Below are 22,127 nucleotides of genomic sequence, written 5' to 3' on the forward strand. Positions count from 1 at the left end.
GTAGATATGGATAGACAACAAGAGTTCGCTTTGCGTACGGTTGAAGAGCGTGATGTCCGTTTTATTAGACTATGGTTCACGGATGTTCTTGGAACTCTTAAATCGGTTGCTATTGCTCCAGCAGAGCTTGAAGCTGCGTTTGAAGAGGGTATTGGCTTTGATGGGTCTGCGATTGAAGGCATGACTCGCGTTTTAGAAGACGACATGATTGTTAAGCCAGATCCTTCGACTTTCCAACTTTTGCCATGGCATGGCGGCCCAGAGGGTACGGCACGCATGTTTTGCGACGTTCTAACGCCAGACGGGGAGCCGTCTCTTGGAGACCCTCGTCATGTTCTTAAGACTGCGCTCGCAAAAGCTAAAGAAAAAGGCTTTACTTTTTACGTTCATCCAGAAATTGAGTTTTACTTATTTGAAACGCAAGACGATTGGTCTAAAGCACCTGTTCCTATTGATGAAGGTGGGTATTTCGACCACGTTCCAAGAAGTTCGGCAATGGACTTTCGTCGTAGTGCTGTGAGCATGCTTGAACAGATGGGTATTTCTGTTGAGTATTCTCACCACGAAGGCGGTCCTGGTCAAAACGAGATTGACTTAAGATATGCAGACGCTCTTACTACTGCAGATAACATTATGACTTTCCGCACTGTTGTTAAGGAGATTTCTCTTGAGCGCGGAATGTATGCGAGCTTTATGCCTAAGCCTTTAACGGATCAGCCTGGTTCTGGTATGCACACGCATTTAAGCTTGTTTGAAGGAGACTCCAACGCTTTCTACGAGGCTGGGCAAGAGTTTAATATGTCGCTTATTGCGCGCCAATTTGCGGCTGGTATTTTGCATCATGCTGCGGAAATTTGCGCTGTTACCGATCAGTATGTGAACTCTTATAAGCGCTTGTGGGGTGGAGCTGAGGCTCCTAGCTATGTTTGCTGGGGTCATAGTAACCGTTCTGCGCTTTTGCGTGTGCCTCAATATAAGCCAGGCAAAGGTAATTCTTGCCGTATGGAGTTTCGCGCGCTCGACCCTGTGGCGAATCCGTATCTTGCATACTCTGTTTTGTTGGCTGCTGGCTTAGATGGTATTGAAAAGCAGATGATTTTATGTGAGCCTACGAGCGACGACGTTTGGGAGCTTACGGATGCTGAGCGTCAGGCTATGGGCATTCAGCCACTTCCTGAGTCTTTGGATGAGGCTTTGAAGATTATGGAGAAGTCTGATTTTGTGGCTAGCGTACTTGGTGAGCATGCTTTTGAGTATTTCTTGCGTAATAAGCATCAGGAATGGGAAGAGTATCGTCGTCAGGTCACTCCTTTTGAATTGCAGAAGTATTTGCCTAGACTTTAGTTTTCTTTTGCATTGCTTTCGCGCGTGTCAAATCTAAATTTTTGAATATTTTTGAATATTTTTCAAATGTTATTATTTGTGATTGTTGACACGCGTTTTAATTTTTTGTATTCATATGTTTAGTTTGTGGCTGAGCTCACAGCTATAATCTAAACATATGTTTATATATATTAACGTTTGTTGAAAATTATAACATTTTATAACAAAATTCGTGAATATTAACAATTAAAGCAACATTATGTCTTCTTGCTTCTATTTAAATATGCCATTGCTTTTCGAGATTATAATAATAAAATTTTTAAATTGGTGATACTTAAATATCAAGTTAGATATTCAATTACACCCATGATTTACAACGACTGTAAGCCATGCCTAAATATAAGAAGGAAGGTAACTCAAGTGAAGAAGCTGATTCTTGATCTTGATACTGGTGTTGACGATACTCTCGCTATATCTTATGCTCTTGGAAGCCCTGAAATGGAGCTTATTGGCATAACTGGCACATACGGTAATGTTTTAATGGAGCAAGGTGTTCGTAACGCGCTTGCAATCACAGATTTACTTGGGCATCCAGAAGTAAAAGTTTATAAAGGTCTTTCACACGCAAGCACAAAAGATTCATTTGAAGTGCTTCCAATATCTGCTTTTATTCATGGTGACAATGGAATTGGCGATGTTGAAATTCCAGATTCTCCTCGCAAAGCAGAAGATGAATCCGCTGTTGATTTCATTATTGATTCCGTAAAGAAATATGGCAAGGACTTAGTGTATGTTCCAACCGGTCCAATGACCAATATTGCTGCTGCATTGAAGAAAGCTCCAGAAATCAAAGACGAAATCGGAAAGATTGTTTTGATGGGTGGAGCACTCACCATTCATGGAAACGTAAACGCTTGGACTGAGGCGAATATTTCCCAAGATCCAGATGCTGCAGATATTCTATTCCGTTCTGGTGCTCCAGTGACAATGATTGGTTTGGATGTTACCTTACAGACCTTGCTTACTTACAAGGAGACAAAGCAATGGCGTGATCTTAACACCAAGGCTGGCAAGTTCCTTGCAGATATGACTGATTTTTACATCAAAGCTTATGAAACCACTGCTCCGCACCTTGGTGGATGTGGTTTGCATGATCCTTTGGCTGTTGCTGTTGCAGTTGATCCAACGCTTGTTACAACGCTTCCAATTAACATGCAGGTTGATGTGGAAGGTCCAACTCGCGGTCGTACCATCGGTGATGTTACGCGCTTGAATGACCCTGTTAAGACAATGCAAGTTGCTGTTGGCGTAGACGTTCCACGATTCTTGAACGAGTTTATGACGCGTATTTCTGGCTTGGCAAAAATCGCTGGCTGAGTGTGGATTTTACGTGTTTTAATTCCGTTTTAGCTCCGCTTTTTGTTGTTCGACACGCCGCAAATCGCAACATTTTCCGCAATATGCGACGTGTCTTATTTGCCAATGTAAAAACTAAAAATATTTATTGATCGGATTATTATGACTGAAATTGCAAAATCTACTGCGGTAGATCCATACGAGGATCCAAAAACCCGCGACAAAGTGGCGATTTACTCGCTGATTTTGTTGCTTATAACCTTTATTCTTGGAACATTATGTTTGCAGGGATTTAATCTTGTATTCGACCAGATTGGCAAGGCTGTTGGTGCCCCTGATCAAGCTTCGCTTATTACAAGCTTGCCAATTATTGTTCTAGGTATCGTGTGCTTTATATACGGTTCTCTAGGTGACTTTGTTTCTCTTCGCAGACTTATAACAATCGGTCTTGTAACACTGTTTGTTGGTTCCTTGTTTGGTTTTATTGCAAACTTCTTCTTTACTCCAAATTTGTGGACTGTTATTATTGCTCGCATTATGCAAACTGCTGGTGAACAGGTAGCAGGTTCTTCCTTCCTTGTTATTGCAACTAAGTATTTGCGCAATGATTTGAAAGTTATTTTCTTTGGACTCTTTACTGCCGCATATCAGCTTTCTGCTTCTATCGGTGTATTTGCTGCTGGTGCTCTTAGCTCTATTGCTTGGCAATATTTGTTCCTTATTCCTGCGATTACCATTCTGTTCTTGCCAGTACTCGTTAAATGCTTACCAACTAAGAATGGTATTGGTGGAAAGATTGATAAACTCGGCTTTACTATATTCGGTATTGCTGTGACATTGTTGACTTTGTTCTTCTCTTACAAAGTTTGGGGATTGTTACTTGGATCCATCGTGCTGTTTGTTATGTTCGCTGGATACATTATGAAGGCAAAGAACCCGTTTGTGACTCCTGCATTCTTTAAGAATAAGCGTTGGCTTTCGGGCATTGTTTTGATATTCATCTTCTACTTTACTAACTATTGCATGCCTCCAATTTACAATGTAATTGGCGGTGCTTTATACAAGATGGATACTTCTCAGGTTTCTTCTTACCTTGTATGGGCATTCGTCGTAGCAGCAGTGTTTGGCACTTGCTCTGGAACAATCATCGGTTTCATTGGACGTAAAGCTGGTATTATTACAGCTGCTGTTCTTATGATTCTTGGATGGGTTGGTGCTGCTGTATTCATCAATTCTGGGTTCCTTACATTAACACTGTGCGCATGCGTTTACTACGCTGGGTGCGGACTTATGTATTCGCCAATCGTTTCTACTGTTCTTAGCGCATTGCCTGTTGAAGAGTCTGGTCGTGGCTGCGGTATGAACGATTTGGTTATGAACGTTACAGCTTCTATTGGTATTTCTATTTTCAGCGGATTCTTTGCTGGAAATCTGTTCAAAGGATTCTCCTTTGCGAATATTCAAGGATTAGCTGCAGGATACTCAAACTTGCTTATGATGGGCGCTATTGTAGCCTTCATAGGTTTGGTGGTTTACATAGTTCGTAGCGTTATGGTTAAAGAGTAATTAATCTTTACCCAATATATTAGTGGTCACTATCTTGCAGTCATCTTTGGCTGCGTGGATAGTGGCCACTTTTTGTAGTCTTATGCCGCGCATTTTTACGCTAACATAGTTTTTACGCTAACATAGTTTTTTCATACGCTGAATACTAATCGGGTATGCTGTTCCAAGTTCTTGTGCCCAAAGAGAAACATAGAATTCTTCGCACATCCACTTTAGTTTTTGAGCTTTTTCTTGAGCCTCATCTCTATTAGGTCCAGCAGGCAAGCTTTCTGCTCTATTTTGAGCTTCTAGCACAAGCTTATGAGCTTCATCTGCTTGCCAAGCCCATCGTACATCTCTATCCTTATTTGTTTTAGCTTTATCAAGTCTAATTAAATCAGCATGCAAGTAGCGTTCTATTGAACTAAGTGCGCTAGAATCTGCTTTTGCAATAAATCCAGGAAAAACAAGTGAGGCTGCGTGTTCTCTAATCGATTGAAGAACGCTAAGCATTGGCAAGTCGGCTTTGCCGCCAACAGCAGTGCTAACTTTAGCAAAACGCTTCAAAATAGCAATCACATCGTGCGCAATACCATAAACTGTATCTTCGTATACTTCGGCAATATTTCCAACAGCTTCCTTAAGCTCAACATCGTTAGTAATTTTTTGTGTATCTGGTATAAGTCGCTTAATAGCTGCCATTTGCAAATCTTGGGCCAAATCTTTAGAAGACTTATAAGGTGCAGAAGCAAGTATCAGAGCCTCACTTCCGAGCCATCTAGATGTAATACGTTTATCATCTAAAATAAGCATATTGAGCGCGCCCTGCCAAACCATTTGAGATCTAGAAAGATTAGTTGCACCAGACTTGTGTAACAAATCTGCTCTCTCAACAACATTTCCAGCTTGTGCAGCTTTAATCGCTTTGCTATTAACAACATTTAATGCACACTCTTGAGCTGATTTTGCAAAGCGATGCTGAAGACTTATCAGCGATTTATCTGTTCCTAAAACAGTAGGCTTAATGCGCTTTTTGCTTTGATTATGGGAATTGTTTGATTTATTTTGATTAGCTTTCTTTTGCTCAACGCTAAAAGTTATGCGCAAATAAGGAGATAGCCGTTGCAACTGTTCATCGCTTAAAACTTCTGGGTGGATTTGTGCTCCAACAACACTAATCGCAGCTTTAGTAAAGACTTCGCTAAAATCTTGCCAAATAAAATCTTCTTGTGGATTTTCGTTTATTCCTGGAAGATAGTCATAATTGTCATCTATCCACTCACGGATTTTACGAGCAGTATCTGGAGCTGGAACGAATTGTACTCGCAAAGTCTTAGGAAGAGACTTAATCATGCCAATAATAAGCTCGTCTAATAAGCCTGGCACATTCCAAGTAAACTCTTGAGGTTTAAGTCGCAAAAGCGCATGAAGTGGAACGTGCACAGTTACACCATCTAAAGGATCATGCGGATCATAAATGTAGCTTAAACGCAAGTTGATTTTCTGACCGTCTGTTCCAATCGTATGCCAAGTATCTGGATAGTCTGCCAAATCAGTGTCATTTGCGTATTGCAAGCGCTCAACACAATCTGGGTTAAAATCAAGAAAATGCGGGTCTTGGAGCCTGTAATTTTTCCACCATTTAGCTAAATCTGCAATAGTCGTAGCTTCTTGAGGAAGTTTATTATCGTAAAAAGTAAACAAATCCTCGTCGTTTACAGTTTCGCTTGCCTGTCTAGTGCGATTTGTTTGATTATCGGCATCGTTTAAAATGTTAATATTTGAGGAGATAAAATCGTTGAATGGAAAACGCTGTTGAACGTTTCCTTCGACTAAGCCTTGACGAATCATTAACATTCGAGATTCGTAAGGGTTGATTTTAGACCATTGAACAGTGCGATTTTGCACAATAGGCAAGCCGTACAAAAGCACCTTCGATTGGGCGATTGCCGCACCTTTGCTTGCGCTCCAATGAGCATCTGAATATGTTACGCGCGTAAGATTCTTAGCTAAAGACTCTGCCCAAGCAGGGTCTATTTGCGCGCAATACCTTGCCCAAAGTCTAGAAGTTTCAACTAATTCCGTACACATAATCCAAGAAGGAGTTGTTTTAGAAACAGATGAAGCTGGAAAGATTGCAAACCTTGTGCTTCTAGCACCCTGATAATCGTTTTTTGCCATTTTTTGAGCACGCTTAATAGCGCGAATTTTGGCTGTTCCGCGAAGACCTGCAAAATCCGAAGCCTTAGGCTCGCGAATAACTTGCATGCCAATCATAGAAAGCAAGCCAGAAAGCATAGAAGCGTGGATTCCTTGATAATCCCAAGTGCAGCAAAGACTGTGAGCAGCTTGCTGATTATTTGGTAATTGGCGGATTTGCAAAGGTGCGCGCTTAAGTGGCAATGCTTCACCAACATTATAATGAAGTTCTTTGCATAAATCTTTAAGCTGATTAACTAAATCTTTCCACTGTTTTAGGCGTAAAAAGTGGAAAAATTCCTCTTTGCAAAGTCGCCTTAGCGCGTTATTGCTTATTTCGCCATCCGCTTGGAATATGCGATCCCAAATATTCAATGCCGTTAAAAAGTCACTTAACTCGTCTGCATAACGATTGTGTAATCTATCTGCTTCATCGCGTTTATCTTCCGGACGTTCGCGCGGATCTTGCAAACTCAAAAACGCCACAATTACCAGCACAGCAGCAAGAGTATTAGGAGTGGTTTTACGCGCAGCTTCAATAATCATGCGTCCAAGGCGAATGTCAATCGGTAGTTTAGAAAGCTCGCGTCCAATATGAGTTAAAGTGATGAAGCCTGATTTTCTGCTTATTGCACCAAGTTCACTAAGCTCGTTAAAGCCGTCGCTTACAGCCTTAATATCTGGAGGATCAATAAATCCAAAATTCGTTATATCTTCACCAGTTTTAGCAACACCAACAGAGAGCATGTGTAAAACAACAGCGCCAAGTGAAGTGCGTAAAATCTCAGGGTCGGTAAAGCGCGGGCGAGTTTCGTAATCTTCCCTAGAATACAAGCGAATAGCAATGCCATCTGCAATTCGCCCACAACGACCAGAGCGCTGATCTGCACTTGCTTGAGAAATAGGTTCTATAGGAAGACGCTGAACTTTAGCAGACTTAGAATATCTCGAAATTCTAGCAAAACCAGGGTCTACAACGTAGCGAATCGAAGGCACTGTAAGAGAAGTTTCTGCAACATTAGTGGCGATTACAATGCGCTGATGCGTGTGGTGTTCAAAAACGCGATGCTGGTCTTTAGAAGAAAGACGTGCAAAAAGTGGAACAATCTCAATGGCGTCACTACGATTCATGTCGCTTGCACGCGCACCGAAATAAGAACGCAACGATGCTTCAAATTCTCGAATATCGCGCTCGCCAGAAGCAAAAACCATAATATCGCGCGCGCCTTGAGTGTGGTTTGAATGAATCACAAGTTGAGCACATGCGCGAGTTACAGCAGAAGCAATGTCTTCGTCGCAAATATCGCCGCTTTCCGAAAGACTTTGGCTTTGCGCAACGCTTTCATCATCCATAGCAATATCGGCAAAACCTGGAACGTGCCTCATAAGTGAAGGCGCGCTTCCAAGCGGCTCGTAAAGTACGCGCACGGGGTATGTTCGCCCCGAAACCTCTATAACAGGCACCTTAATGTGCAGCGCTTGCTCAAAATGGTCTTTAAATTTTGCAGAATCTATTGTTGCAGAAGTGATAATAAGTTTTAAGTCTTTGCGCTTTGGCAAAAGAGTTGTTAAATATCCAAGCAAAAAATCAATATTTAGGCTACGCTCGTGAGCTTCATCAATGATAATAGTGTCATAGCGCGTAAGAAGTGGATCGCGTTGAATTTGAGCGAGTAGAATACCATCCGTAACTATGCGAAGCTTTGTTTTAGATGAGCTTTCGTCGTTAAAACGCACCTGATAGCCGATTTCTTCGCCAAGCTTAACACCCATTTCGCTTGCGATTCGTTCGGCAACTGTGCGCGCAGCAAGTCGTCGAGGTTGTGTGTGAACAATTTGCTTTCCGCGACCACCTCTGCCAAGTTCCAAAGCCATTTTTGGGATTTGAGTGGTTTTGCCAGAACCAGTTTGACCAGATACGATTATAACCTGCGACTCTTTAATGGCTTCAATAATCTGGTCGTGTGCAGCACAAATCGGCAGTTCACTAGGATAGTCAAAGTTCATATTCAATCCTGTTAAATTTTGCTAAATCTTATTTTCTTAAGACTTCTATAATCCTGTATCCCTTAGAGCTTGCGTATTTTTCAACGCTAAAATCTTCCCCAAGAGTTTTAGAAAGCCAAGTGATTAAGGAATCGGAGCCAAGATTTTTTTGAACAACCAAATAAGCAGCTCCACCAACTTTTAGGCGAGGAAGCCAGGTGATCAAAATATTGTGCAAAACGTCTTTTCCAACGCGGATTGGAGGATTAGACCAAATAAGATCAATGTCTTTTAGCGCATCTTCTTTTAATGCATCTTCTACAAGATAAGTGTGAATGTTGTTTAATCCAGCATTCTTGGCATTAATACCAGTAAGATCTAGAGCACGTTCATTAACATCTACAGCATAAATTTGCGCATTAGGGGATTCAAAACCTAAAGCCAAACTAATAGCACCCCATCCGCAACCGATATCGAAAAATCGCCCATTTTCTGGAGGCTGTGGAGCGTGTTTAAGTAGAACTGCAGTACCTAAATCAAGCTTAGAGGAGCTAAAAACTCCATTAGAAACTTGCACACTAACCTCGTGACCGCGCAAATCAACATGCAAAGTTCGTCTTAAGTCTAAAGAGTTTGGATTAGCGGAAAAATACTGTTCGCCGCCAGTTTTAGCTTCTTTAGTATTTTTGTTTGTTTTAGTAGCATTAATGCTGCTTGTCTTTTTAGTTTTATTAAAAGTGTTAATAGCCATTTTAGTGTTGCGTTAAAAATTATGTCTTCTAGATTCACAATAATAAAACAAACGTTGTAAATCGTGTATTAACAGGGGATTTAGCGTTAGTAGTTAAAGCAAAATAGCAAAGGGCATAGTTTTGGTAGATACTTTAGCAAACAGCAATTTGGCGAGTGGTGATAATAATATGCCTGAGCATAAAAATGAGCATAAAGACGTTCTTTCAGGACATTCCGAAGTACTACTAGATTCCACAAACACTGGATCAAGCCTAGAAAGTAACGATGAAGCTTGGCAAGAGCGAGAATCAAGAAACGCCTTAAAACGAGTTGCGGGTCTTGGAGAATTACAAGACGTAACCGAAGTAGAATACAGAAAACTAAGACTAGAACGCGTTGTTTTAGTAGGCGTATGGTCTAGCGCTCGCGGAACTTTAAGCCAAGCAGAAGAGTCCCTTAGAGAGTTGGCGGCGCTTGCTAAAACAGCTGGTGCAGTAGTATGCGACGGCATGTTGCAGCAAAGATACAGACCAGATGCAGCAACGTATGTTGGTTCTGGAAAAGCGCGTGAACTTGCAGCGGTTGTGGCGCAAAATGATGCGGATACGATTGTAGTAGACGACGATCTTCCACCAAGCCAGAGAAGAGCTTTGGAAGATGCCACTAAAGTCAAGGTTGTAGATAGAACGGCTGTTATTCTAGACATTTTCGCTCAGCATGCAACAAGTAGGGAAGGAAAGGCGCAAGTCGAGCTTGCTCAGCTTCAATACATGCTTCCGCGACTTAGAGGTTGGGGTGCTGCTCTTTCTAGGCAGGCTGGTGGTCGCGCTGCAGGAGACGCAGGAATAGGCTCTAGAGGTCCTGGTGAAACAAAAATCGAAATGGATAGGCGCGCAATTAGGAATCGAATTTCAAAATTGCGTCACGACATTGCACTAATGGCACCAACTCGAGAAACAAAGCGCGGATCTAGGCGTCGTCAAGATATTCCAACTGTTGCAGTAGTAGGGTATACAAATGCTGGAAAATCTTCGATTATAAATAGGCTTACAGGATCTAAAGAACTTGTAGAAAACGCGCTTTTTGCAACTTTGGATACTGCTGTTCGAAAGTCTTTAACTAAAGATGGTCGCGCTTATACACTTGTAGACACGGTTGGCTTTGTTCGAAGGTTGCCAACTCAGCTAGTAGAAGCGTTTAAATCAACTTTGGAAGAAGTTGGTAATGCAGATGTAATTTTGCACGTTGTTGACGGTTCTCACCCAGACCCTGTTTCTCAAATTGAGGCAGTTAACGAGGTTTTAGCTCAAATTGACGGTGTGGAAGATATAGCGCAAATTATTGCGTTTAATAAGTCGGATGTTATGCAAGAACCAATGCGTTTACGTTTGCAATCGTTGTATCCTGATTCTTTAATTGTGTCTGCTGCAAGTGGAACAAATATTGACCGCTTAAGAACGCGTATAGAAAATTTGTTACCTTCACCACATGTTCATGTTAAAGTTACATTGCCTTATAGTGATTATTCTGGATCTTTGCTATCTAGAGTTAGGGAAAACGGTATTGTAAAATCCGCGGAATATAAGGATTCTGGTGTAGAATTAGATGCTTTTGTTGGCGATTCTTTGGCTGCAAAACTTATGCAAATTGCACTTTAAACAAAATTCCGGTGGTGTGATTAAAGTAAAAACTGTTTATACACATATAGCTCTTAATGTGAGAGCAGCCCTTGTATTTTTCTATTTATAAGTTATAAGGGTCGACTCGGTTTGTGGAAAAGGGGTTTTTCTAATGGTGAGTTCTCAGGTTAAGCCAACTAAGCTTGCGATTATTGGTGCTGGTGCAGTAGGTTCCACGCTTGCGTTTGCTGCAGCTCAGCGCGGTGTTGCTCGTGAAATTGTGCTTGAGGATATCGCTAAGGAACGTGTTGAAGCGGAAGTGCTCGATATGCAGCATGGTTCTAGCTTCTATCCAGCTGTTTCTATTGATGGCTCAGATGACGTTGAAATCTGCCGTGATGCAGACATGGTTGTTATTACTGCTGGTGCTCGTCAAAAGCCTGGTCAGACTCGCTTGGAGCTTGCAGGTGCAACCATCAACATTATGAAGTCGATTATTCCTAATGTTGTGAAGGTCGCTCCAAACGCTATCTATATGCTTATTACAAATCCTGTGGATGTTGTTACGCATGTTTCTATGAAGCTTTCTGGTCTTCCTGCTAATCAAATGTTTGGATCTGGTACAAACCTTGATTCTGCACGTTTGCGCTTCCTTATTGCGCAGCAAACTGGTGTGAATGTTAAGAATGTTCACGCTTATATTGCTGGCGAGCATGGCGATTCCGAAGTTCCTCTTTGGGCTTCTGCAACTATTGGTGGCGTTCCAATGTGCGAGTGGAACGCTCTTCCAGGTCATGAGCCATTGGATGAAGCTAAGCGCGAAGAGATTCATCAAGAAGTTAAGAACGCAGCTTACAAGATTATTAACGGTAAGGGCGCTACAAACTACGCTATCGCTATGTCTGGTGTTGATATTGTTGAAGCCGTTCTTCGCGATACTAACCGCATTTTGCCAGTATCTTCTCTTCTTGACGATTTCCATGGAATCTCAGACGTCTGCATGTCCGTTCCAACTTTGTTGAACCGTAATGGCGTAAACTCTCGCTTGAACACTCCAGTTTCGGATCGCGAGCTTGCTGCTTTGAAGCGTTCTGCGGAAACTCTTCGTCAGGCTGCTGCAGAGTTTGGATTCTAATTAATATTAGCTGTTCATAAAACGCTAATTATTAAAATTTAAATTTTGAAAGTCGTTCCTTCAATCTTTGTTTTGGGGGAGCGACTTTTAAATTATGAACAAGATTTATAAAATTTGATTGTATAGGTTGTATAAATTTGCTTAAAAGGGGATTTTGAATGTTTAATCATAAAAATCTTGAGACAGATACTGTGTTAATGCACAAGTTTGAAGATTTGAGATCTCAATTTCCAATTTTAAGTCGCAAAGTACATTCAAAACCCTTGATTTACTTAGATTCTGCAGCTACTGCTCAAAAGCCGCAGGTTGTAATCGATGCAGAGAGCGAATTTTATAAGACTATTAATGCTGGCGTGCATAGGGGGGCGCACGAGTTGGCGGCGCTTTCGACAGTTGCCTTTGAAGAAGCACGTGCAAAAGTTGCAAAACTCGTTGATGCTTGTAGTGAAGAAGGAAACGAAGAGATTATTGTTACGCCTGGTGCTACAGGCGCTCTAAATCTTCTTGCCACTTCTATTGGGAACGCTACGATTAACGCTAGATTAAATCGCACTGGTTTTGCGGAAGATAACTTAACTTTGCGCCAACATTTTGTGATTAATGAGGGAGATAATATTGTTGTTTCTCGCTCAGACCATCATTCTGTTTTGTTGCCGTTCCAAGAGCTTGCGATTCGATCGGGTGCAGAGCTTCGCTGGATCGATGTAAGTGAAGATGGTCGAGTGCGGGCGGACGCGGATTATTTGAGCACGATTGTTGACGAGCGCACGAAAATCGTTGCAGTTACGCATATTAGCAATGTTACTGGCGCTATTACGGACGTTTCGCCGATTTGCAAGCGTGCGCATGAGGTTGGTGCAATTTTTGTTCTTGACGCCTGCCAGTCCGTTCCACATATTCCAGTTGATTTTCATGCGCTAGATGTTGATTTTGCAGCATTTAGCGCGCATAAAATGTACGGCCCTACGGGCGTTGGGTTCTTGTATGGACGCCGCAATCTTTTGAACAGTCTTCCACCAGCCAATTTTGGTGGATCTATGGTGGAGCTTGCGTGGCTTAACAAGCCAGCGCAATATATGCAAGCGCCTTACCGTTTTGAGGCAGGAACTCAGCCAGTTGCACAAATGGTTGCTGCAGGAGTAGCTGCGGATTGGCTGCGCGCGTTGGGCATGAACCGAGTTGCAGAGCACGAGCAGGAACTTGCTGCAGAATTGTTGAAATTGCAGGATGTTCCGGGCGTTCGCGTGCTTGGGCCGCTTGATTTAAACAACCGTATTGCAACGGTTTCTTTTGAGGTTGAAGGCGTGCATCCGCATGACGTTGGCCAGTTTTTGGATGCGCAAGGAATTGCGATTCGCGTTGGACATCATTGTGCTCAGCCGATTCATCGCCATTTTGGCGTGTATGCTTCAAATCGCGCGTCTGTTGGAGTTTATAACACAATCGAAGAAGCTCGCGCGCTTGTGGAAGCTGTTTCCCATGTTCGCGCATACTTTGGTGCATAGTATTGTCAAATAAAATTCAAATAGAATTCAAATAAAATACTGTTTAATAACAAATAAGGAGAGCATATGTTTGATATGAGTGTTGACGACGGTAGTGGCTTAGAAAGCATGTATCAAGAAGTGATTTTAGATGCTGCTAGAAATCCGCACGGAAAAACACATTTTTCAAACACAGAAAGTCTTTCTAAAGCAGAAGAGCAGGAAGAGAAAGTTGAGGAGGCTTCGGATAAGTCGCCAGCAACCGATGAGTTAAAAAACAATTCTAATATAACAATTACAAATCATCATGAAAATTGTGCTGTAGAAGCTAATAAAAATTACGCATTAGGAAAATCTCATCAATTTAACCCAACTTGTGGAGATGAGGTTACGATGCATGTGGAACTCGCTAAAAACGTTGACAATTCAAGCAATGCGCTTGTTAAAAGTATTAAGTGGGATGGCCATGGTTGCTCAATTTCGCAAGCTAGTCTTTCGATTATGGTTGATTTGGTTGAGGGAAAAACTGTTGCGGATGCCTTGCGATTAGCCGCGCTTTTCCACAAGCTTATGGAATCTAGGGGAGCGGGATTAGAAAACGAGCAAGACGAAGATGAGTTGGAAGATGCAATGGTTTTTCAAGGCGTTTCTAAATATCCAATGCGAATAAAGTGCGCATTGCTTGCATGGGAAGGCTTAAAAGACGGTATTGCAAAGGCTATTGAGGCTTTATAAAATCGTATGTGGCTTTATAAAATCGCAGTGTAACACTAAAAATAAGGAATATTATGGCAGAAAATCAAGCTCAATCTCAGATCAACGTAAATAGCATCGGTCGCGTAACTGAGGAAGACATTCAGGATGCTTTGCATGATGTTGTAGACCCAGAGCTTGGAATTGACGTAGTTGATTTAGGTTTAGTTTACGGGATTGAAATTGATGAGCTTGGACGCGCGATTATTACGATGACGCTTACAACGCCTGCTTGCCCGCTTACGGATTTGATTGAAGACGAGTGCGCGAGTGCGCTTGTTGGATTAGTTGATGAATTTCGTATTGATTGGACTTGGAAACCGCGTTGGAGTGTTGAAAATATTACGGAAGATGGGCGCGCGCAGCTTGAGGCGCTCGGCTATAATTTGAACAATTTGCCTGCTAGCTTTGGTGCTGGAATTGGTGCTGGTGCTGGAATGTCGTCCTATGCCGGAGGAATTTCGCCAACTGAATAATTTAGGATTTGTAATGATTTGTACAGAAGATGTTTCGCCTAATCGCAATGATTGCAAGAATAGTTGTGATTATTGCGATTTATGCGCGCAAAAAATTATTGAAAACGGCATAACAGATGTTGTTTTTGACTTGCATCTTCTTGTTGATTGGGATGCGCGTCGCACGTTGGAATCGTATTACCCAGATTATATTGGCGAGGTGCTGTTTAGCTATGAGCCAGAATGGGGTTTTGAGTTTCACGAGGCTTTGCGTGAATCAGGATGGAGCATTGAGCGTGCGCTTGAATCGTTTAGTGAGCATCATGGTCCTGCCGTAACTTGGCTTTATCGCTTGTATTTTGAGAATTTTTTACACGGATTTTTAGGGGAGCGAGCGCGTTTTGCGGCTGTTGCTCGCGATTTAACTGCAAAAGGTGTGCGCGTTTGGGCGCTGGGAAATGCTTCACAAGAGTGGGTTGATTGCGCGCGCACAACTTGCCCAATACTTGGCGAGATAAATGGCGTTAGCGCATCTTATGAATATCATTTGCGCAAGCCGAATATTATGATTTATAGAGATTTTTTGAGCAAAAATGGTTTGAGCGCATCTTCTACTGTTTTTGTTGAATCTGATTTGCGTAGTTTAAAAACTGCACAAAGAATTGAGTGTGCATTTGCAAAACTATTCACACTGTAATAAAACTATTCACGCTATAGTTGACTCAACATTTGTCGGCTGCTTCAAGTGAATCGTAGCCATACATGCGCACAGTATTTGTAATAATCATTTGCGTTAGATTTAGATTTTTCGCTGTTAAATCTTCTATAAAAGACTTATATTTAGCAAAAGTTTCGGCGGAATACGTGCTTAATTCTCCTCGTAAATACGTTTCAAAAGATGTATTTTCTTCTGTATCTTCGCTTGTTTTTAGAACGCGCATTGCAAGACCTAAATGAGGGTATCGATCGCGAAAATCATCCGCCCATTTAACTTGCGTTAAAATAATCTTCTCTTGCTCGCTTTTTCTAGGCTCTAAAATCGGCTTAATATAAGGCTTAATTGTGCGCTCAAAAATTTCTGGAGCAGTAGACTCCATCATTCTTGCATATTTTTCTGTTATCAAATTTCTGCCATTGCTGTCAGCGCGCTCAAGATCTTTTTTATAAGACTCTTGCAAATCCAGAGGCCAAGTTAAAAATTGACTCATGCGCATAATGCGGAATGTTTGCCAATCTTCCTGGCAATTCGCGCGCCCGCCTTCGTTTTGCGTAAGCTGGAATTGCTGCCATTCTAGTTTTGTAATTTCTTCTGCAAGATTTTGCGTTTTTGGATTTGATAATGAATCGCACATCATAAGCTCCTTAAGCACGTTGCGCGCGAATTAATATGTGCTTCAACATACGGGCGTTGCCATTCTAAAAACGTTTCATTGCAATCGCTCAAACCTTGATATTTAAGCTCTTGCACTACTTCGTTGCACACGTTTTGAATAATCTCGTTTATTTTAGATTCAGCTTCGCTGCTGCCTTTTGTGCCTTCGCCAAATCCGATTCCACCAAAGCATGCTGCGGAGCTTAGTCGCATAAGCGATTCAAGTTGATTTGCTACGCCAGAAAGCCTAGACGCCATGCGATTGCTTAGCTTGCGAAGTGCTGCAAATTGCCACTTATAATATGGCAAATATCCTGCACTTATTGGGTTATTTAGCAAAAATACGATTGAAGCGGTTGCGCGCACAAACTCGTTTATAGAAAGCCATGCTGCAGCTCCGTCTTTTCGCGCTAGCATTCGTGGAACATTGTATTGACCTGCTTGAGCCATCATGCCAAGCCTTCTAGAGATTAGCGAGATTCGCACATCGTCTGGCATGAGTTTAAAACTTTGACGCGTTTTGCTAAATTCTCCAAGTGGGTCTGCAAAAATTTGGCCGTTCGTAGCTGCAGCAAGTGTTGGCTCGCTTAACGAAAGCCATAAATGCGGCTCGTTTTGACTTGGTGCAGTAGAAAATCCCGTTATGTTTTCAAAAAATTCGCTTATGCTAAATATTCCAACTCGCTTGCTTCCTTCGCATGATTTAGCGCGTGGAGTTTCTTCGCGAGAGCCAAAACCAGCGTATTCTTGCGGAAGAGAATCGTAAGCTGCTTGCAAATCATCGCCAATTTTCGCATAGTCTTCATCTGTAAGCCATAAGCAGAATCCTGGGCCAAAATCGTGATCGCGCGAAATCTCGTCGTCAAATCCGTAGCATTCCGATCCGTGACCTACTAATCCTGCAGCTATGCGGTTTTTATAGTCTTTAAATTGTTCAAGTTCAAGCAGTGGTTTTCCGTAAGTTTGCCAATATGATTTTGCAAGTTGCATGCCGTTTTTGATTTTTGGATTATATTCTGTTTTTACAGTTTTGATTGATTTTATGGTTTTATTTGATTGTATAGTTTTATTTGACTCTGGCTTTGGCTCATCGCTTGCTTGCGACTTTTCCGAATTGCATTGAATTGTATTTGCCGCGCTTTTCGCCGTAAATTTTTCTTCTGCATCCTGTGCTTGCTGCAGATTCTCCAACGTTATAGCGTATGACTCGCTATCTTTTCCGTAACATTGTGCTATTAAATCTAGAGCTTCGCTGTATGCTTTTACAGCGTCGGAATACTCTTTTCGTGCGTATTGAACTTGAGCATATCCAGCTAAAGCAGATGTGTAATGTGGTTGATTTTGGTTATTTCCTGCAATGTACATGCGAATACTAGTTGAAGCGTGTTCAAAAGCAGAGTTAAGGATAGTGGATTTGCTGTTTGTGCTTTCGCTAGGCTGCGAACACTCTTGCAAAATCGCAAGCGCAAGATTTGTGTGAGTTGCTGCTATATCTATGTCTGTTGAAGGATCGATACTCGATTTTTGCAATATTTCAAGCGCAATATTAAGTTCATTAATTGCTTCGCTCATGTTGCCTGTTTCGCTGTAAAGCATTGAAAGATTGTTGTGAAGGGCAGCGAGTTTTCTATCGTTTGGTTTTAGTGTTTTCGATGATTCTTTAATAGCTTGAGAATATATTTCTGCTGCGCGCTCATAGCTGCCCGCGGCTCGTAGGCTAGTAGCAGCGTTAATCAAAGTGGTTGTGCCAGCTTCGCTGCCTACTAAATCCATCTTTTTTGCCAAATCTAGCGCATTGTCAATGATTGGCTTGTTTTTTGCGTATTCTCCTCTAGACCTATAAAATCCCATCAACTCGTTTAACACAGATAGTTGCAATGCTTGAGCGTTTGATTCTTGTGATTTATCGTATGCGCAATTTGCTTTTTCTTTAGATTCTTTATTTTGTGTTTCTTTGAGTGCTTCTTCTTGCGATTGGTTTAGCGCATTTAGCAGGTATTTTTCGATTTCTTGCGCGCTTGTGTGGCTTGCAAACATATTGTCTAATTCTTTATAAAATTGCGAAACGCTTAACATTTAAGCCACCTTGCTTCTTGCGATTAAATTCCGTTTTGCTCACTACTCAATCATAGCGAATTATTTGTTTATACGAGTGTTGTAATATGCGCGATTGTGCAAAAAATCAAAAGTCGGGCTGGTGGGATTTGAACCCGCGGCCTCTTCGTCCCGAACGAAGCGCGCTACCAAACTGCGCTACAGCCCGATGTCGATTGTGCGAACTCAATAGAGATTGCACATCGTGAATCCATCTTATGAATACATGACGCAGCTACATGTTGTAATTGCGCATGCAACACTCCGACAACGTGGTTATAATAGCGTGAACTTGCTACAAATTAACAGTGTGTGTCGTTGTCAAATAAATTCTTTTAAAATTTTATTAAAAATTCACTTGTATTCTTTTGCAGCTGCATGGTCTCCGCAATATTTGCAAAATGATGTAACTTTTCGTAAATAATTTTGTATATCTTAATAAAATAATAAAAAGTTTTACTGTAAATGTATTTTTCTTTCGAAAACAGAAAAATATAAATATTTCTATAAAAATGTATATTTGTTGCAAAAATGATTAGCGCAATCGATCTAGTAACACAATAAAATGCATTTGCGACTCGCTTACCTGTATTCCCTAGTAGCTACAATTGGCGTTTATGACTGACACGAATACTGCAATGTCTGCCGCACAAAACGCCGCAGAAAATGACGTAACAGATAACGCCAATGAAATTGACACCGTTGAGCATGCTGAGATGCTGCTCGCTCAAGATGAGGCTATTGCTAAGCGCGTAAATGATGGTGCTACTCTTGACGAAGCAATTGATCCAAGCAATAAAGAGTTTGGTCCGCTTGCGCACCCAGAGCAGGTGCAGATGCGTGTTGCTAAGCGCGCGATGATGCTTAAGGAGGGTGTGCAGCCATACCCAGTGCATCTTAATGTTACGGATACTATCGAAAAGGTTCGTGCTGATTTTGATGGCAAGCTTGAAGCTGGCGAAGAAACTGATACCGAGGTTGGTATTGCAGGTCGCGTGCTTTTCTTGCGTAATGCTGGTGGCTTGTGCTTCGTTAAGCTTGCTGCTGGTGACGGCACTACGATTCAGGCGATGGTTTCCAAGAAGGAAATTGGCGAAGAATCTATTAAGAGCTTCAAGCAGATGGTTGATTTGGGCGACCATTTGTATGTTCGCGGTCGCGTTATTTCTTCTAAAACTGGCGAGCTTTCCGTATTCGCAACTGAGTGGGCAATTGCAGCTAAGGCTTTGCAGCCACTTCCGGCTTTGCATAAGGAATTAAGCGACGATACTCGTACGCGCAAGCCTTATATTGGCATGATTGCGGACGAGAAGATTCGCGATATGGTTCGCAGGCGTTCTCATGCTGTAGCTTCTCTTCGCCGCACTTTCGACAGCCATGACTTCTTGGAAGTTGAAACACCAATGTTGCAAACGGTTCACGGCGGCGCTGCTGCTCGTCCGTTTACAACTCATATGAACGCGTTCGACATTGATCTTTATTTGCGTATTGCGCCAGAGCTTTTCTTGAAGCGCTGCTTGGTTGGTGGCATTGATCGCGTGTTTGAAATCAACCGTGATTTTAGAAACGAAGGCGTAGATGCAACTCACGCTCCAGAGTTTACAATGCTCGAAGCTTACCAAGCTTATGGCACTTACGATACGATTGGAGCTCTTACTAAAGAGCTGATTCAAAAGGCTGCTGTCGACGCTTTTGGCTCCACTAAGGTGACTTTGCTTAACGGCGAAGAGTACGATTTTGGCGGCGAGTGGAAGCAGATTACCATGTACGGCTCGCTTTCTGAGGCTTTGGGCGAGGAAATTACGCCGGAAACTTCTGTTGAGCATTTGGGTGCGATTGCAGACAAGCTTGGCGTTGAGCGCGACGAAGTGGAGAATCACGGCAAGTTGGTTGAGCACTTGTGGGAGCACTTCTATGAGGATAAGCTTTATGAGCCAACGTTTGTGCGCGACTTCCCAGTGGAAACCAGCCCGCTTGTTAAGGGTCACCGTACTAAGCCAGGAATGGTTGAAAAATGGGATTTGTATGTGCGTGGCTTTGAGCTTGCAACCGGCTACTCCGAGCTTAACGATCCTGTTGTGCAGCGCGAGCGCTTTGTTGCTCAAGCTAAGGATGCTTTGGCTGGCGATGTTGAGGCAATGGATATTGACGAGGACTTTATTGAGGCTCTCGGCGTCGGTATGCCTCCTGCTGGCGGCATGGGAATGGGTATTGATCGCTTGCTGATTGCGCTTACGGGCGCAACTATTCGCGAGACGATTACGTTCCCACTCGTTAAGCCTCTTCGCTAATTGATAGATTTTAGTAGATTGTAAAGCCGTTGGATGTCGTTTAAACATTCATCGGCTTTTCTATTAAATTTTTCGTGTTTGTTTACTTTTATGCAAGTAGTCTTACGAAACGAATAGACTGGGTAACTATGACATATAAATTAGTATTGCTCCGACATGGTCAGAGCGCATGGAATAAGACCAATCAGTTCACTGGTTGGGTTGATGTACCGCTGACTGAGCAGGGTGTCGAGGAAGCTAAGCATGGTGGCGAGCTTCTTAAAGAGAAGAATGTTCTTCCAGACATCGTGTTCACTTCTTTGCTTCGTCGTGCTATCAATACCGCGAATTACGCGCTTGATGCAGCCGACCGCTTGTGGATTCCAGTTCGCCGTAGCTGGCGTTTAAACGAGCGTCATTATGGTGCTTTGCAAGGTAAGAACAAGTCTGAGATTCGTCAGGAATATGGCGATGAGAAGTTCATGATTTGGCGTCGTTCTTACGCAACTCCACCTCCTGAGATTGATCCAAACGATGAGTATTCTCAGACGAATGATCCTCGTTACGCAGGTGATCCAGTTCCAGAAACTGAAGCTTTGGCGAACGTTGTGACTCGCGTAACTCCTTACTGGGAGTCCGATATTATTCCAGAGCTTAAGTCTGGCAAGACTGTGATGATTGCAGCTCACGGCAATAGCTTGCGCGCAATTGTTAAGATGCTCGACAACTTGAGCGAGGAAGAGATTTCCAAGGTGAATATTCCAACCGCTATTCCTCTTCTTTACGAGTTGGACGAGAACTTTAAGCCAATCAAGCCTCGCGGCGAGTATTTGGATCCAGAAGCTGCTGCTGCTGGTGCTGCCGCCGTGGCTGCTCAGGGTCAGAAGTGAGTTTGATTAGCTTAAGTTAGCTTAATTATCTTAAATTAACTTAAATAAAAAGTAGGTTTGCAAAATTAATTGCAAACCTACTTTTGTTTTACAAGCTACTTTTTAGATTTCTATTCAAAAATCGTGTTCTATGCCACAACCGTATTTATGCCACAACCGTGTCTTTATCTGGTTCTGGCTTCTTAGTTGGGTCAAATCCCGAAACAATAAATACAACTTGCCTTGCTGCAGCAACTGAATGATCGCCGATTCTCTCCATGAATCTGCTTAGAAGTACTAAGTCAATCAATTGTTTTCTAGTGCCATTCCAATCTTCGCCTTCTACAAGCGCAAAAATGTGTTCGTGCAACTTATCCATTACATCGTCGCCGTGAATAATTGCATCTGCTACATTAACGTCTCTATTTGAAAGCATGTCTGTTAATTGACCTGCAAGAACATGCAAAAAGTCAACCATTTTTTCAACAGTTTCTTTTGCTTGATTTGGTATTGCGCAATCAGGCCAATTTCTTCTTGCGATTTGCGCAACGTGACTTGTTAAATCTCCCATGCGCTCAAAAGTCGCAGCCAAACGCATGGTTGCTACTACTTCTCGCAAATCTGTTGCTACAGGATTTTGTCTAGCTAGCAATGTTAAGCATTGATCTATAACGCTATCTTCTAGTGAATCTAGTTGAGTATCATTGTCTATAACTGCTTGTGCAGATTCTAAATCAGCATTTAATAAAGCATTTCCAGCATCGTTCATGGCTTTTGCAACAAGCTCTGCCATGCGTTCAATGTTTAATGCAACTGCCTTCATCTCTTCGTTGAAAATCACTCGCATGGTGCGTCCTTTCTTGCGTTCAATCGCGCTCAATTGCGTTTGGAGCATATTCGCGTTTGTTTAGATTGCCCTAATCAAGTATAGACTA

The 22,127-nt window shown here is 42.2% G+C and carries 16 protein-coding genes and 1 tRNA gene; 11 read left to right on the plus strand and 6 right to left on the minus strand.

Annotation, left to right across the window (positions count from 1 at the left end; genetic code table 11):
- Nucleotides 1–6: 6 nt before the first annotated feature.
- The 3 genes from glnA (at nucleotide 7) to HXT20_RS01880 (ending at nucleotide 4,245) form a co-directional block, all read left to right on the plus strand.
- The gene (gene glnA / locus HXT20_RS01870; protein ID WP_004112411.1) at nucleotides 7–1,344 is read left to right on the plus strand and encodes a type I glutamate--ammonia ligase; all 1,338 of its coding nucleotides are present in this window, start codon (nucleotides 7–9) and stop codon (nucleotides 1,342–1,344) included.
- 399 nt (nucleotides 1,345–1,743) lie between these two features.
- The gene (locus HXT20_RS01875; protein WP_004112414.1) at nucleotides 1,744–2,700 is read left to right on the plus strand and encodes a nucleoside hydrolase; all 957 of its coding nucleotides are present in this window, start codon (nucleotides 1,744–1,746) and stop codon (nucleotides 2,698–2,700) included.
- Nucleotides 2,701–2,841: 141 nt separating this feature from the next.
- Nucleotides 2,842–4,245: an MFS transporter gene (locus HXT20_RS01880; RefSeq protein WP_064623330.1), complete on the plus strand. Its 1,404-nt coding sequence runs from the start codon at nucleotides 2,842–2,844 to the stop codon at nucleotides 4,243–4,245.
- 117 nt (nucleotides 4,246–4,362) lie between these two features.
- Here HXT20_RS01880 and hrpA read toward each other — a convergent pair whose 3' ends face one another.
- A complete protein-coding gene (gene hrpA, locus HXT20_RS01885) occupies nucleotides 4,363–8,430 on the minus strand; it encodes an ATP-dependent RNA helicase HrpA (RefSeq protein ID WP_004112419.1) in 4,068 nt (1,355 codons plus the stop codon).
- A gap of 28 nt (nucleotides 8,431–8,458) precedes the next feature.
- The gene (locus HXT20_RS01890; RefSeq protein WP_064623328.1) at nucleotides 8,459–9,160 is read right to left on the minus strand and encodes a class I SAM-dependent methyltransferase; all 702 of its coding nucleotides are present in this window, start codon (nucleotides 9,158–9,160) and stop codon (nucleotides 8,459–8,461) included.
- A gap of 169 nt (nucleotides 9,161–9,329) precedes the next feature.
- Here HXT20_RS01890 and hflX point away from each other — a divergent pair, with 169 nt between their 5' ends.
- From hflX to HXT20_RS01920, 6 genes are all read left to right on the plus strand, one after another.
- The gene (hflX, locus tag HXT20_RS01895; protein WP_013399502.1) at nucleotides 9,330–10,799 is read left to right on the plus strand and encodes a GTPase HflX; all 1,470 of its coding nucleotides are present in this window, start codon (nucleotides 9,330–9,332) and stop codon (nucleotides 10,797–10,799) included.
- A 133-nt stretch (nucleotides 10,800–10,932) separates the two neighbouring features.
- On the plus strand, nucleotides 10,933–11,895 hold the full coding sequence (locus HXT20_RS01900) for an L-lactate dehydrogenase (protein ID WP_004112440.1): 963 nt from the start codon (nucleotides 10,933–10,935) through the stop codon (nucleotides 11,893–11,895).
- 158 nt (nucleotides 11,896–12,053) lie between these two features.
- Nucleotides 12,054–13,400, plus strand: coding sequence for a SufS family cysteine desulfurase (locus HXT20_RS01905; RefSeq protein ID WP_080575217.1), 1,347 nt, complete (start codon nucleotides 12,054–12,056; stop codon nucleotides 13,398–13,400).
- A gap of 66 nt (nucleotides 13,401–13,466) precedes the next feature.
- Nucleotides 13,467–14,114: a Fe-S cluster assembly sulfur transfer protein SufU gene (gene sufU, locus HXT20_RS01910; RefSeq protein WP_004116808.1), complete on the plus strand. Its 648-nt coding sequence runs from the start codon at nucleotides 13,467–13,469 to the stop codon at nucleotides 14,112–14,114.
- Between the two features lie 53 nt (nucleotides 14,115–14,167).
- A complete protein-coding gene (locus HXT20_RS01915) occupies nucleotides 14,168–14,608 on the plus strand; it encodes a metal-sulfur cluster assembly factor (protein WP_004115603.1) in 441 nt (146 codons plus the stop codon).
- Nucleotides 14,609–14,621: 13 nt separating this feature from the next.
- Nucleotides 14,622–15,284 carry an HAD family hydrolase gene (locus tag HXT20_RS01920; protein WP_162860857.1) on the plus strand — a complete coding sequence of 221 codons (663 nt, stop codon included), beginning with the start codon at nucleotides 14,622–14,624 and terminating at the stop codon, nucleotides 15,282–15,284.
- A gap of 25 nt (nucleotides 15,285–15,309) precedes the next feature.
- On the opposite strand, the gene HXT20_RS01925 is transcribed toward HXT20_RS01920, so the two are convergent.
- From HXT20_RS01925 to HXT20_RS01935, 3 genes are all read right to left on the minus strand, one after another.
- A complete protein-coding gene (locus HXT20_RS01925; RefSeq protein ID WP_004115596.1) occupies nucleotides 15,310–15,939 on the minus strand; it encodes a DUF4125 family protein in 630 nt (209 codons plus the stop codon).
- Nucleotides 15,939–18,035, minus strand: coding sequence for a DUF4037 domain-containing protein (locus HXT20_RS01930; RefSeq protein WP_248912220.1), 2,097 nt, complete (start codon nucleotides 18,033–18,035; stop codon nucleotides 15,939–15,941). Before HXT20_RS01930 ends, HXT20_RS01925 begins: the two co-directional genes overlap by 1 nt.
- A gap of 113 nt (nucleotides 18,036–18,148) precedes the next feature.
- Nucleotides 18,149–18,222 (minus strand) — tRNA-Pro (locus HXT20_RS01935).
- 448 nt (nucleotides 18,223–18,670) lie between these two features.
- On the opposite strand from HXT20_RS01935, the gene lysS reads away from it, so the two are divergent.
- On the plus strand, nucleotides 18,671–20,344 hold the full coding sequence (gene lysS, locus HXT20_RS01940) for a lysine--tRNA ligase (RefSeq protein ID WP_004115592.1): 1,674 nt from the start codon (nucleotides 18,671–18,673) through the stop codon (nucleotides 20,342–20,344).
- Nucleotides 20,345–20,472: 128 nt separating this feature from the next.
- A complete protein-coding gene (locus HXT20_RS01945; RefSeq protein ID WP_004112459.1) occupies nucleotides 20,473–21,213 on the plus strand; it encodes a phosphoglyceromutase in 741 nt (246 codons plus the stop codon).
- 145 nt (nucleotides 21,214–21,358) lie between these two features.
- Here the strand turns inward: HXT20_RS01945 and phoU are convergent, their stop codons facing one another.
- Nucleotides 21,359–22,039 carry a phosphate signaling complex protein PhoU gene (gene phoU / locus HXT20_RS01950; protein ID WP_192381793.1) on the minus strand — a complete coding sequence of 227 codons (681 nt, stop codon included), beginning with the start codon at nucleotides 22,037–22,039 and terminating at the stop codon, nucleotides 21,359–21,361.
- Between the last annotated feature and the right edge of the window lie 88 nt (nucleotides 22,040–22,127).

This window comes from Gardnerella sp. DNF00109 (assembly GCF_049262845.1).
In the GTDB taxonomy this organism is placed as follows: domain Bacteria; phylum Actinomycetota; class Actinomycetes; order Actinomycetales; family Bifidobacteriaceae; genus Bifidobacterium; species Bifidobacterium vaginale.